We start from the raw sequence: 12,492 nt of genomic DNA, 5'->3' as shown, positions 1-12,492 counted from the left end.
TCCTTATCTATTCCATACGGGGGCGTCGACAACTTCCTGTCCCTGGCGCCACATCGTCCACTCCACGGGCACTGCGGCGCGTTCCGCCCGGCTCGGATGCGTCGAGGATCACTCCGGGGCGGGGCCGGGTGGGACCATCTGTGGAAACACCGTTACGGGGTGACAGTGACGGCTACCGTGGGCGACGAGAACGATCGCAGTGGAGCTCGCGGTCGAGGTGGTCCCTCCCGGGTCGGAGATCCTGGACCGCGAACGCAGACCCCAGCTCCACGCCAGGGCGGGTATCCCGAACCACTGGCGGATCGAGCGGGAGGGAGACGACGCGGTGCTCTACTCGTACGAGAGGGATCTGGGCAGTCCGAGTGGTGGCTACCGCCAGCCGACCGTGCACCGTGGCGAGCTCGCGCTCTCCCAACCGTTCGACATCGAGCTCGACCTGACCGACATCCTGAACCGCTGACCGCGTGCGGGGGGAGGCACCGGCCGCCGGTGCCTCCCCCCGCGCCTGCGCGCGGCTCACCCGCGCGTGGGGCGGACGCTAGGCGTCCTTGATCTCGCAGACCACCGCGCCGTTGCCCACGGCCTCGCCCGCGGCGATCCTCAGGCCCGTCACCGTCCCGGCCTTGTGCGCGTTGAGCGGCTGCTCCATCTTCATGGCCTCGATGACGACCACGGTGTCGCCCTCGGCGACCCGCTGGCCCTCCTCGGCCACCAGCTTGACCACGGTGCCCTGCATCGGCGAGACCAGCGAGTCGCCGCCCGCCGCCGCGGTGTTCCCGCCGCCCCCGCGCGCGGTCCGCTTCCTACGGTGCTGACCGCCCGCCGCCGGGGCGGCGGCGGGCGAGGCGCCCAGGCCCGCGGGCAGGACGACCTCCACGCGCTTGCCGCCCACCTCGACGGTGACCCTCTCGCGCTCGGCCCCGACCGGCTCGCCCGGGGTGCCCGACCACGGCTCCAGACGATTGTCGAACTCGGTCTCGATCCACCGGGTGTGGACCCCGAACGGCTGCTCGGGGTCGGCCGGGGCGAAGGCCGGGTCGTCCACCACGGCCTGGTGGAAGGTGATCACCGTGGGCATCCCGCCGACCGTGAACTCGGCCAGGGCCCGCCGCGAGCGCTGGAGGGCCTCGGCGCGGGTGCGGCCGGTCACCACGAGCTTGGCGACCATCGAGTCGAAGGCCTGGGGCACCGTGAACCCGGTCTCGCAGCCGGTGTCCACGCGCACGCCCGGGCCGCCGGGCAGGTTCAGCTCGGTGATGGTGCCCGGCGCGGGCATGAAGCCCCGCCCGGGGTCCTCGGCGTTGATGCGGAACTCGAAGGAGTGCCCGCGCACCTCGGGATCGCCGTAGCCCAGCTCCTCGCCGTCGGCGATGCGGAACATCTCCCGGACCAGGTCGATGCCGGTGACCTCCTCGGTCACGGGGTGCTCGACCTGCAGGCGGGTGTTGACCTCCAGGAAGGAGATGGTGCCGTCCACGCCCACCAGGAACTCGCAGGTGCCCGCGCCGGTGTACCCGGCCTCGGCGAGGATGGCCTTGGAGGAGGCGTGCAGCCGCTCCATCTGCTCCGCGGACAGGAACGGCGCGGGCGCCTCCTCCACCAGCTTCTGGTGGCGGCGCTGGAGCGAGCAGTCGCGGGTGGAGACGACCACGACGTTGCCGTGGGTGTCGGCCAGGCACTGGGTCTCCACGTGCCGTGGCCGGTCCAGGTAGCGCTCCACGAAGCACTCGCCCCGGCCGAAGGCGGTGACCGCCTCGCGCACCGCGGACTCGTAGGCGTCGGCGACCTCGTCCAGGGTGTGGGCGACCTTGAGGCCGCGCCCGCCGCCGCCGAAGGCGGCTTTGATCGCGATGGGCAGGCCGTGCTCCTCGGCGAAGGCGACGACCTCCTCGGCCGACTCCACGGGGTCGGCGGTGCCCGCCACCAGCGGGGCGCCGACCTTCTGGGCGATGTGGCGGGCCTGGACCTTGTCGCCCAGGGCGGTGATCGCCTCGGGTGGCGGGCCGATCCAGGTCAGGTCCGCGTCGATGACGGCCCGGGCGAAGTCGGCGTTCTCGGCCAGGAACCCGTAGCCGGGGTGGACGGCGTCCGCCCCGGATGCCTGGGCCACCGCCAGGAGCTTGGCGATGTCCAGGTAGGAGTCGGCCGGGGTGGCCCCGCCCAGGGAGTGGGCCTCGTCGGCGACCTTGACGTGCAGGGCGTCCAGGTCGGGCTCGGCGTAGACGGCGACGCTGGCCAGTCCGGCGTCGCGGCAGGCGCGGGCGATGCGCACGGCGATCTCGCCGCGGTTGGCGATCAGTACTTTACGCACGGTGGGAAGTCCTTCTGCTCGACGCGGGGCGGACAGCGCGCCGACCGCTCCATGGTGAGTCTGCGGGTGGGGGTGGCGGGGTCATCGCGTGCTCAGCCGCCAGGCGCCGGGGCCCTGGCGGGGCGGTGCGCCGCGTATGAGGCGCGAGCGGTCCCGCCAGCCGGACGGGCGTTCGGCGGCGGGCTCCTCGGCGGCCCGGGCGGCCCGGGCTCGGGCGCTGAGCACGGCGGTCAGGGCCGCGAGTTCCTCGGCGGTGGGCTCGCCCCGGACCACGGCCAGGTGCGGCGGGTTCTTCGGCGCGCTCACAGCGGGATGTTCCCGTGCTTCTTGGGCGGCAGCTGCTTGCGCTTGTTGCGCAGGGCCTTGAGGGACTTGGCGATCCGGACGCGGGTCTCTGAGGGCATGATGACCCCGTCCACGTACCCCCGCTCCGCGGCGGAGTAGGGGTTGAGGAGGGTGTCCTCGTACTCGCCGACCAGCCGGGTGCGCTCGGCCTCGACGTCGTCGGCGGCGGCCAGGGCGCGCCGGTGCAGGATGTTCACCGCGCCCTGGGCGCCCATGACCGCGATCTGCGCCGTGGGCCAGGCCAGGTTGACGTCGGCGCCCAGGTGCTTGGAGCCCATGACGTCGTAGGCGCCGCCGAAGGCCTTGCGCGTGATGACGGTGATCAGGGGCACCGTGGCCTCGGCGTAGGCGTACAGCAGCTTGGCGCCGCGGCGGATGATGCCGTCCCACTCCTGGTCGGTGCCGGGCAGGAACCCGGGCACGTCCACGAAGGTCAGCACCGGCACGTTGAAGGCGTCGCAGGTGCGCACGAAGCGCGCGGCCTTCTCGGAGGCGTCGATGTCCAGGCAGCCCGCCAGGCTCATGGGCTGGTTGGCGACGATGCCGACGGACTGGCCGTCCACGCGGCCGAAGCCCACCGCCATGTTCGTGGCGAACTGGGCGTGGACCTCCAGGAAGTCGCCGTCGTCCAGGACGGCCTCGACCACCGTGCGCATGTCGTAGGGCTGGTTGGCCGAGTCCGGGATGAACGAGTCCAGGGCCAGGTCGGTCTCGGTGGTCTCGTCGCCCGGGGCCTCCTCGGGAGGCAGCGGCGGCGCCTCCTCCAGGTTGTTGTCGGGCAGGTGCGAGAGCAGCGTCCTGACGTACTCGATCGCGTCCTGCTCGTCGGCGCCCATGTAGTGCGCCACACCCGACCTGGTGTTGTGGGTGCGGGCGCCGCCCAGCTCCTCCATGGAGACGTCCTCGCCGGTCACCGTCTTGATGACGTCGGGGCCCGTGATGAACATCTGCGACGTCTCGTCGACCATCACGACGAAGTCGGTGAGGGCGGGGGAGTAGACGTGGCCGCCCGCGGCGGCGCCCATGATCAGGGAGATCTGCGGGATGACGCCCGAGGCGTGGGTGTTGCGCCGGAAGATCTCGGCGTACAGGCCGAGCGCGACCACGCCCTCCTGGATGCGCGCGCCGCCGCCCTCGTTGATGCCCACGACGGGGCACCCGTTGGTGAGGGCGTGGTCGAGGACCTTGACGATCTTCTCGCCGTAGACCTCGCCCAGCGATCCGCCGAAGACGGTGACGTCCTGGCTGAACACCGCCACGGGACGTCCGTCGACCGTTCCGTGGCCGGTGACGACGCCGTCACCGTAGGGGCGGTTGCTCTCCAGGCCGAAGCTGGTGGAGCGGTGTCGGGCCAAGGCGTCGAACTCCACGAACGAGCCGGGATCGAGCAGTGCGTCGATCCGCTCGCGGGCGGTCATCTTGCCTTTGGCGTGCTGTTTCTCAACGGCTCGGGCAGACCCTGCGTGTACGGCCTCGTACCGGCGTCGTTGCAGGTCGGCGAGCTTTCCCGCGGTCGTGTGGATGTCGATCTCGTTCGCGGACAGCGGTTCAGGGGCTTCGGTGGCCATAACTACGCAGGTTAACCGCGAGGGGTCGTCACACGGGAACCCAGCCCTGGTTACCGGTGAGTAGCTAAGCGGGGGCACCGTCCTCGACCAGCCCAGTCGTCGGGGTCCGCGTCCGGAGCGTGCACGGAGCGCACGCGAGGCGGACGGAACGTGCACGCCGGGTCCGCGGCGCGGAGCGCGGTATCGCCGAAAACGCGTGAGGAAATGTGCTCTCCTTTCTTGTCAGCAACAATGCTTAACGTCCGGGTAAAACATCGAAAATGCGCCCCCGCGCACCTGGTGGCGGGTGCGATCTCTGTAGGGTCGTTGACCATGACAGCGGTAAGCGCGGAACGCGACAGTGCACGACAGGAAGTTCCCGAGCAGCTCAGGAATGACGTCAAACTGCTCGGCGAGATGCTCGGAACGGTCCTCGCCGAAAGCGGCGGCGAGGATCTGCTCGCCGATGTCGAGAAGCTCAGGAGAGCGGTGATCGGCGCCCGCGACGGGTCGGTCACAGGGGAGGAGATCACCGCGATCGTCGCCGCCTGGCCGCTGGAGCGCGCCAAGCAGGTGGCGCGCGCCTTCACCGTCTACTTCCACCTGGCCAACCTGGCCGAGGAACACCAGCGGATGCGGGCCCTGCGCGAGCGCGACGACGCAGCCAACCCGCCCCGCGAGTCCCTCGCGGCGGCCGTCCGCGCCATTCGCGAGGGCGACGGCGGTGAGGAACGCCTCAACGAGCTGATCGCGGGCATGGAGTTCCACCCCGTGGTCACCGCCCACCCGACCGAGGCGCGCCGCCGCGCCGTGTCCACCTCCATCCTGCGCGTCAGCGCCCAACTGGAGGCCTGGCACGCCTCCCACGAGGGCAGCAGCGCCGCCGCCGAGGCGCACCGGCGCCTGCTGGAGGAGATCGACCTGCTCTGGCGCACCTCCCAGCTGCGCTATACCAGGCTCAACCCGCTCGACGAGGTGCGCACCGCCCTCGCCGCGTTCGACGAGACCATCTTCTCCGTCATCCCGCAGGTCTACCGGAGCCTGGACGCCGCCATCGACCCCGAGGGCACCGGCGTGCGCCCGCCCCGCGCCACGCCCTTCGTGCGCTACGGAAGCTGGATCGGCGGTGACCGCGACGGCAACCCCTACGTCACCTCCGACATCACCCGCGAGGCCGTGCTCATCCAGTCCGAGCACGTTCTGCGCGGCCTGGAGGCCTCCTGCACCAAGGTGGCCCGCACCCTCACCGCCTACTCCAACCTCACCCCCGCCAGCCCGGCGCTGCTGGACGCGCTCGCCTCGGCCAAGGCGGGACAGCCCGAGCTGACGGCGGAGATCGGGGCGCGCTCGCCCAACGAACCCCACCGCCAGCTCCTGCTGCTGGCCGCCGCCCGGCTGCGCGCCACTCGCGAGCGCGACGCCGACCTGGCCTACCCCGACGCCGACGCCTTCCTGGCCGACCTGCGCACCGTGCAGGAGTCCCTGGCCGAGGCGGGCGCGGTCCGCCAGGCCTACGGCGAGCTCCAGCACCTGGTCTGGCAGGCCCAGACCTTCGGCTTCCACCTCGCCGAACTGGAGATCCGCCAGCACAGCGAGGTGCACGCCGCGGCGCTCGCCGAACTGCGCGAGGGCAAGGAGCTGTCCGAGCGCACCGAGGAGGTCCTCGCCACGATCCGGGTGATCGCCTGGATCCAGGAGCGCTTCGGGGTGGAGGCCTGCCGCCGCTACGTCGTCAGCTTCACCCGCTCCGCCGAGGACATCGCGGCCGTGTACGAGCTGGCCGCCCACGCGCTGCCCGCAGGACGCGTGCCGGTCCTGGACGTCGTCCCGCTGTTCGAGACCGGCGCCGACCTGGACGCCTCGCCGCACGTGCTAGCCGGCATGCTCGAACTGCCCCAGGTCAACAGGCGCCTGGACGAGACCGGCCGCAGGATTGAGGTCATGCTCGGCTACAGCGACTCCGCCAAGGACGTCGGGCCGGTCAGCGCCACCCTGCGCCTCTACGACGCCCAGGCCCGTCTGGCCGCGTGGGCGGCCGAGCACGACGTGCGCCTGACCCTGTTCCACGGCCGCGGCGGCTCGCTCGGCCGCGGCGGGGGTCCGGCCAGCCGCGCCCTGCTCGCCCAGGCGCCCGGCTCGGTCGGCGGACGGTTCAAGGTCACCGAGCAGGGCGAGGTCATCTTCGCCCGCTACGGGCAGTCCGCGATCGCCCGCCGCCACATCGAGCAGGTCGGCCACGCGGTGCTGATGGCCTCCACCGACGCCGTCCAGGAGCGCGAGCGCTCCGCCGAGCGCGAGTACCGCGCCCACGCAGACACCATCGCCCGCGCCGCCCAGGAGGCCTACCTGGAGCTGATCAACACCGAGGACTTCGCGGTGTGGTTCTCCCAGGTCACCCCCCTGGAGCAGCTTGGCGAGCTGCGGCTGGGCTCGCGCCCCTCGCGGCGCGGCGCGGCGCGAGGGCTCGGCGACCTGCGCGCCATCCCGTGGGTGTTCTCCTGGACCCAGACCCGGGTCAACCTCCCGGGCTGGTTCGGCCTGGGTACGGGCCTGGCCGCCGTGGAGGACCTGAGCGTGCTCCAGGCCGCCTACCGCGAGTGGCCCATGTTCTCGTCCCTGCTGGACAACGCGGAGATGAGCCTGGCCAAGACCGACCGCACCATCGCCGAGCGCTACCTGGCGCTGGGCGGGCGGCCGGAGCTGACCGAGCTGGTGCTGGCCGAGTACGACCGCACCCGCGACTTGGTGCTCAAGGTGACCGGGCACAGCCGCCTGCTGGAGAACCGGGCGGTGCTCTCCCGCGCGGTGGACCTGCGCAACCCGTACGTGGACGCGCTCTCCCACCTCCAGCTTCGCGCGTTGGAGGCGCTGCGGGGCGAGGAGGCCGACTCCCTGTCGGAGGAGGACCAGCAGCACCTGGAGCGGCTGCTGCTGCTCTCGGTCAACGGCGTGGCCGCCGGGCTCCAGAACACCGGCTGACCACCGGTCGGCCCGCACGCGCGAGGGCGCCCCGCACCCGGGAGGGGGTCGCGGGGCGCCCTCGCGCGCCCGAGCCCGTTACTCGGGGAAGGCGCTGGTGTCGATGGTGGGGTCGAACGGCTCGGGGGGATCTCCTTGCCGAAGGGGACCTTCGTGGAGTTGGTGTACCTGCCGTTCCCCGGATCGGAGCAGAGGGTGACCTCGCCCCCGCCGGTCTGCGGGTCCCCGCGGTCCACCAGCAGGTACAGGGGGATTCCGGCGTGGGCGTAGCCCCAGAGCTTGGGCTTGCGGTCCTTGCCCGCAGTGCTCTTCGACGTCACCTCGACCACCAGCAGGGCGTCGGACATCATGCTGTCGGGGTCGTACTCCATGGACGAGCAGGGCAGGACCACGAGGCCGGGGATGTAGACGCCGGTCCTCATGGGGACGCGCACATCAAGGGTCTGCTGGAGGCTCGCGTCCGCGAGGTCGCTTCCATCCCGCAGGAACCCGCGCTACATCTCCCTTCGGATCAGGGAGACGACGGGGGCGTGTTCGCGTGTTGGGGGTGCCACGAGAAAGAGCCCGCCCTCGGCCCGCCACCCGTCGGGCAGGTCCAACTCCTTCCAGGTGCGCAACATGAGCTCCCAGTGAGACGGTGTTCCGGGAGCCGTCTCAGTTTCCGCGGTACTCATCTGTCGCGTCACCCCCAGTAGCTGAACGCAGCAACGCACGACCGTCCAAGCGCTGGTTTCAGCTCAACGGGCTGCCCTTCGCCGCACAGGGGTTTCCGGACAGGGGTGCGGCGCTGCTGTAATGGGGGCATGGCCAGCGCACACGATCCCTTCCCGCGACCCCCGCTCGACGCGGCGGCCCTCGACGCCGCCCTCGTCCGTCCGGGCGGTGTGTGGCACCGGATCGAGGTGCTCCCCGAGGCCGCGTCCACCAACACCGAGCTGACCGCGCGCGCCGTGGCGGGCGCCCCGCACGGCAGCGTGCTGGTCACCGAGCACCAGACCGCCGGGCGCGGGCGCCTGGGCCGCGGCTTCTCCACCCCGCCCCGCGCCGCACTCACCTTCTCCCTCCTGGTCCGGCCCGAGGTGCCCGTCACCGGCCTGGGCTGGCTCCCCGCGCTCATGGGCGCGGCCGCGGTCGGCGCCGTGCACCGGGTGACGGGGGTCAAGGCCGCGCTCAAGTGGCCCAACGACGTCATCGTCCCCGCGCACCTGCGCTCGGAGCCCGCGACGGCCGACGGCAAGCTCGCGGGCATCCTCTCCGAGGCCGACTTCTCCTCCGGCCGGGCCGGCGTGGTCGTGGGGATGGGCCTCAACGTCTCCCAGGAACGCGCCGAACTCCCCGTGGACACCGCCGTCTCCCTGCGCGGGGAGGGGTCGGACGCCCTGGACCGGGGCGTCCTGCTCGCCGCCGTCCTGGGTGAGTTCGAGGAGCTGTACACGGCGTGGACCGCCGCCGGAGGCGACGCCGAGGCCAGCGGGCTGGCCGCCGCCTACCGGGACGCGTGCGTCACCGTCGGGCGCCGCGTGCGGGTCCACCTGCCCGGGGACCGGGTGCTGGAGGGCGCCGCCACCGGCGTGGACGCCGACGCCCGGCTGCTGGTTCGCGGACCCGGCGGGGAACGGGCCCTGAGCGCGGGCGACGTCGTCCACGTGCGCCCCGGCTCGTGATCCCGGCCGTGCGGCCCTCCGCCGCCGACCGGGTCCCGACCGCCGACCGGTTCTCCTCCGCCGCCGCCGCGCCGCCGCCCGCAGGGGACTCCGGGCACTCCCGCTGCCACCCCCGCGTGTGCGATCATCACCGTGCGCGGCCGTCGCGCCGACCGCGGGCCGAGCGGGCCCGTCGGCAGGCACCCTGTCAGGGGACGAACCGCGGGCGTAAGCTGGAGTGGAACCCCGTGCCGCCTGCCGGCCGGTGCCGAAGTGACTGTTCCCCGCCCCGGCGGGGATGGCCCGTGAAAGAGAACGTATGCCGTCGCGTCCCGACCCGAAAGCGATCGAGTCCGCCCTGCTCGGCGGTGAAGCGGTCTACACCAGGGAGCAGGCGATCGAGCTCGCCGGCGCCGACAACGAGCTGGCCGGGCGCATCTGGCGCGCCCTGGGCTTTCCCAACCAGGGCGACGACACCGTCACCTTCGCCGAGAGCGACGTCGAGTCGCTGCGCATCGCCAACTCCCTGGTCCAGGAGGGCGTCCTGGACGAGGAGGGCGTGGTCCGCTTCGCCCGCGCGATGGGCCAGACCATGGCCCGCCTGGCCGACTGGCAGACCAGCATACTGAGCACCCTCATCTACCAGGAGGGCGAGGACTCCGTCAGCCCGCTGATGAACCGGGTCAAGGAGCTGCTGCCGGACGTGGAGCGGCTCCTGTTGCACATCTGGCGCAGACAGCTCGCCGCCTCCTCGGCCCGCACCCTCGCGGTGATGTCGGACAACGACGCCGTGCCCAACTACTACCCGCTGGTCGTCGGGTTCGCGGACCTGGTCTCCTTCACCACGCTGAGCCGCGAACTCGACGAGGTCGAGCTGGCCGGGGTGGTCGAGGGCTTCGAGGCCACCGCCGCCGACATCGTCGCCTCCGGCGGCGGCCGCGTGGTCAAGACCCTGGGCGACGAGATCCTCTACGTCGCGGACTCCCCGGCCGAGGCCGCCGACATCGCGCTGCGCCTGGCCTCGGGCGTCAAGACCCACGTGGAGGTGCCCGACGTCCGGGTCGGCCTGGCCGCCGGGCCGGTGCTGACCCTGCACGGCGACGTGTTCGGCACGACCGTCAACCGCTCCAGCCGCCTGACCTCCTTCGCCAGACCCGGCACCGTCCTCATCGACGAGAGCCTCGCCGAGAGCCTCGCCGACGAGGAGGGACTCCAGGTGGTGCGGGTGCGCGCCCGGCACGCGCACGGGCTCGGCCTCATCCAGCCCTACGCCCTGCGCCGCAACTTCGAGCCCGCGGGCTGAGAACCCCGCGTTCCCCTACGCACGATCACCGTGTGCGCCGCGACCCGACGGGATAGGCTCGAAGGCGTCGCACCAGTCCGTGAGAGGTCAGGTGGTGAGCCGGTGACCGCCCCTTCCCCCGTCCAGCGTCTGCGCACCTCGGGTGTCTTCAGCCTCGAGGGCAGCGGTTTCGACGTCGAGAACAACGTCTGGATCGTCGGAGACGACGAAAGCGCCATCGTCATCGACGCCGCCCACGACCACGAGGCGATCGCCCGGGGTCTGGGCGACCGCGAACTCATGGCCATCGTGGCCACCCACGGGCACAACGACCACGTCAACGCGGCCGCCGCGCTGGCCGACCTGGCCTACTGCCCGATCCTGCTGCACCCCGGCGACGCCGAACTGTGGTACCGCGTGCACCCGCACCGGGAGCCGGACGCCCTGCTCCTGCACGGCGAGGCGCTGGTGGTCGGGGGAGTGGAGCTGGAGGTGCTGCACACCCCGGGCCACACGCCGGGCGGGGTGTGCCTGTACGCGCCCGCGCTCGGGGCGGTCTTCACCGGCGACACCCTCTTCCCGGGCGGCCCCGGCGCCACCGGGCAGCCGTTCTCGGACTTCCCCACGATCATCGCCTCGATCCGCGAGCACCTCGCGGTCCTGCCGCCGGACACGGTCGTCCACCCCGGCCACGGGGAGTCCACCACCGTGGCCGAGGCAGCCGAGCACCTCGACGCCTGGGCGTCCCGGGGGTTCTGAGCCGGGTACCGGTAGGCACCGACCGGCGCCGGGCGGGCGGCTCCGTCGGAGCTGTCAGGGGCCCGCTCCGGCGTCCGCCGCGCCCCGGCCGTCCGGGACAGCAGGGCCGATCAGCCCCTTCCGAACCGGTCCTCTACGCTCGGATCGCACATCCTGGATCGGAGCACCATGCACCCCACCCGTCTCGCCCCCGCGGCTCTCCTCGTCGCCCTGGCCGCCACCGCGTGCGGCCCCGAGCCCACTGCCGAGAGCGAGAAGCCGACGGCCGCGGCCACGTGCCAGGAGCACGTCGAGCGTTCGTGGGAGTCCCTGGTCGGCGCGGAGTTCGACACCTCCTCCGACATCACCGTGACCAGCTCCGAAAACCCGTGGGAGTACGAGGTCGTCGCCAGCGCCGACACGGAGAACGACTCAGGCGGGGTGGAGCGAGCCGAGTACACGTGCTTCGCCGTCAACAACTCCGGTGACTGGGTGGTGGTGGATATGCGGCCCGTCGCGTAGGAGCCGGACACGGCGCGGGCCCGTTCCGGCTGGACGGCTCCTACGCTCGGCCGCACTCCGGCGAACTGGTCATCACGAGCGACAGCCCAGACGGTAACGTCATCCACCCGGCCCACACGCATGAGCGGTTGCACGCACTCATCACGGGGGCCCTGGCGGTGGCGCTTCCTGCCAGACACTCACTCGAAGCGTTGAAGGACCTCGCATGAACGGCTGGCACAAGAGTAGCTACAGTCCCAACGGATCGAACTGTGCCGAGGCGCGGGAGCACGCGGCGGGCGTGGACGTGCGCGGCACCCAGAACCGTGAGCCGGGGCGACTGGAGTTCGCCGCCAGCGAGTGGACCGCGCTCGTGGACTCCCTCAAGCACCACGGCTAGCGACCACCCGACCAAGGGCAGTACCTCCACGGGAGGCGCTGCCCTTCTTCATGCCCGCCATCGCACTCTCAAATAATTCCAATTCGGGCTAACAGGATAAATTTGGCGGAGGGTGAAAATCCACCTGTCCTTTTCCGGTGTGTGCTCTGATCTGGGGTTATGTCCGACCGGGTGGTTTTTTCGGGCCGGGTTCGAAGAAAATTTCGCCATCACGCTTCGTGTGCCCTAATCTTCTACCCGAACACACAACTCCATACGCGGAAAGACCCCGCGACGGTTTCCCACCGCCCGGGGTCGTGGCCAGCAACTTCGTCCCTTTAACCCAAGGAATTTGCCAGCATGCGCCAGTTTAGCGCTGCGCTTCTCAGCCGTGCCCTCGGCCCGCTGATCGCGTTCTTCTCCTCCCCGTGCGGACGCCACTCCACCGTTGTCGGCCGCCGACGACGCTCCACCCGCGTCCGCCGCTACGTTCCTCCACTGCCCGCCGCTCCCGTGCGGGCCGGTCGGAACCGGGTCCCCGCACGTCGCGCGGCTCCCGCACATCCCGCGTCTCCCCGGCCTCGCGAGGCGACCGCGCGCACCAGGGTTCCCGCGCCGCGACTCACGCCGCCCAGCGAACAGATCGACGCTGGGGAAGTAGCCCTCGTACGCCCCTACTTCACCGCCCACGAAAGCCTCCGCGCCGCCGAGTCCAGGGTGCCCGCACCCCGCGAGCCCCGGCCCGAGACCCCCGCGCCCGGCAGCCC

Annotated in this window: 10 protein-coding genes and 3 pseudogenes; 8 read left to right on the top strand and 5 right to left on the bottom strand. The window is 71.9% G+C overall.

Annotation, left to right across the window (positions count from 1 at the left end):
* Positions 1 to 190: 190 nt before the first annotated feature.
* A pseudogene (locus tag ABD54_RS06585) lies at positions 191 to 460 on the top strand (Uma2 family endonuclease); the annotation flags it as partial.
* Between the two features lie 78 nt (positions 461 to 538).
* Here ABD54_RS06585 and ABD54_RS06580 read toward each other — a convergent pair.
* The 3 genes from ABD54_RS06580 to ABD54_RS06570 all read right to left on the bottom strand — a co-directional run bounded on the left by ABD54_RS06580 (position 539) and on the right by ABD54_RS06570 (position 4,224).
* Positions 539 to 2,311 carry a biotin carboxylase N-terminal domain-containing protein gene (locus tag ABD54_RS06580; RefSeq protein ID WP_047868537.1) on the bottom strand — a complete coding sequence of 591 codons (1,773 nt, stop codon included), beginning with the start codon at positions 2,309 to 2,311 and terminating at the stop codon, positions 539 to 541.
* 81 nt (positions 2,312 to 2,392) lie between these two features.
* On the bottom strand, positions 2,393 to 2,617 hold the full coding sequence (locus tag ABD54_RS06575) for an acyl-CoA carboxylase subunit epsilon (protein ID WP_047868536.1): 225 nt from the start codon (positions 2,615 to 2,617) through the stop codon (positions 2,393 to 2,395).
* Positions 2,614 to 4,224: an acyl-CoA carboxylase subunit beta gene (locus ABD54_RS06570; RefSeq protein WP_047868535.1), complete on the bottom strand. Its 1,611-nt coding sequence runs from the start codon at positions 4,222 to 4,224 to the stop codon at positions 2,614 to 2,616. Before ABD54_RS06570 ends, ABD54_RS06575 begins: the two co-directional genes overlap by 4 nt.
* 312 nt (positions 4,225 to 4,536) lie before the next feature.
* Here ABD54_RS06570 and ABD54_RS06565 point away from each other — a divergent pair, with 312 nt between their 5' ends.
* Positions 4,537 to 7,182, top strand: a complete 2,646-nt coding sequence (locus ABD54_RS06565; RefSeq protein ID WP_268778175.1) for a phosphoenolpyruvate carboxylase — start codon at positions 4,537 to 4,539, stop codon at positions 7,180 to 7,182.
* 167 nt (positions 7,183 to 7,349) lie between these two features.
* Here ABD54_RS06565 and ABD54_RS28880 read toward each other — a convergent pair.
* Positions 7,350 to 7,604: pseudogene (locus tag ABD54_RS28880) on the bottom strand (Uma2 family endonuclease); the annotation flags it as partial.
* 72 nt (positions 7,605 to 7,676) lie between these two features.
* A complete protein-coding gene (locus tag ABD54_RS29340) occupies positions 7,677 to 7,802 on the bottom strand; it encodes a hypothetical protein (protein ID WP_268778174.1) in 126 nt (41 codons plus the stop codon).
* A gap of 183 nt (positions 7,803 to 7,985) precedes the next feature.
* On the opposite strand from ABD54_RS29340, the gene ABD54_RS06555 reads away from it, so the two are divergent.
* The 6 genes and pseudogenes from ABD54_RS06555 to ABD54_RS28875 form a co-directional block, all read left to right on the top strand.
* On the top strand, positions 7,986 to 8,846 hold the full coding sequence (locus ABD54_RS06555; RefSeq protein ID WP_047868533.1) for a biotin--[acetyl-CoA-carboxylase] ligase: 861 nt from the start codon (positions 7,986 to 7,988) through the stop codon (positions 8,844 to 8,846).
* 298 nt (positions 8,847 to 9,144) lie between these two features.
* Entirely contained in the window at positions 9,145 to 10,128 is a 984-nt protein-coding gene (locus ABD54_RS06550) for an adenylate/guanylate cyclase domain-containing protein (protein WP_047868532.1), read from the top strand.
* A gap of 102 nt (positions 10,129 to 10,230) precedes the next feature.
* Positions 10,231 to 10,866: an MBL fold metallo-hydrolase gene (locus ABD54_RS06545; protein ID WP_047868531.1), complete on the top strand. Its 636-nt coding sequence runs from the start codon at positions 10,231 to 10,233 to the stop codon at positions 10,864 to 10,866.
* 168 nt (positions 10,867 to 11,034) lie between these two features.
* On the top strand, positions 11,035 to 11,367 hold the full coding sequence (locus ABD54_RS06540) for a hypothetical protein (RefSeq protein WP_047868530.1): 333 nt from the start codon (positions 11,035 to 11,037) through the stop codon (positions 11,365 to 11,367).
* 205 nt (positions 11,368 to 11,572) lie between these two features.
* Positions 11,573 to 11,746: a DUF397 domain-containing protein gene (locus ABD54_RS27050; RefSeq protein ID WP_082166712.1), complete on the top strand. Its 174-nt coding sequence runs from the start codon at positions 11,573 to 11,575 to the stop codon at positions 11,744 to 11,746.
* 339 nt (positions 11,747 to 12,085) lie between these two features.
* Positions 12,086 to 12,492: pseudogene (locus ABD54_RS28875) on the top strand (hypothetical protein); the annotation flags it as partial.

Source organism: Nocardiopsis sp. RV163 (assembly GCF_001029525.1).
GTDB classification, from domain to species: domain Bacteria; phylum Actinomycetota; class Actinomycetes; order Streptosporangiales; family Streptosporangiaceae; genus Nocardiopsis; species Nocardiopsis dassonvillei.
This window is presented reverse-complemented; position numbering and strand designations above follow the sequence as displayed.

Excerpts from the sequence above, each read along its gene's own strand:
- ABD54_RS06550 (WP_047868532.1), top strand. The coding sequence starts at position 9,145 with ATGCCGTCGCGTCCCGACCCGAAAGCGATCGAGTCCGCCCTGCTCGGC.
- ABD54_RS27050 (WP_082166712.1), top strand. The coding sequence starts at position 11,573 with ATGAACGGCTGGCACAAGAGTAGCTACAGTCCCAACGGATCGAACTGT.
- ABD54_RS06555 (WP_047868533.1), top strand. The coding sequence starts at position 7,986 with ATGGCCAGCGCACACGATCCCTTCCCGCGACCCCCGCTCGACGCGGCG.
- ABD54_RS29340 (WP_268778174.1), bottom strand. The coding sequence starts at position 7,802 with ATGTTGCGCACCTGGAAGGAGTTGGACCTGCCCGACGGGTGGCGGGCC.
- ABD54_RS06565 (WP_268778175.1), top strand. The coding sequence starts at position 4,537 with ATGACAGCGGTAAGCGCGGAACGCGACAGTGCACGACAGGAAGTTCCC.
- ABD54_RS06540 (WP_047868530.1), top strand. The coding sequence starts at position 11,035 with ATGCACCCCACCCGTCTCGCCCCCGCGGCTCTCCTCGTCGCCCTGGCC.
- ABD54_RS06570 (WP_047868535.1), bottom strand. The coding sequence starts at position 4,224 with ATGGCCACCGAAGCCCCTGAACCGCTGTCCGCGAACGAGATCGACATC.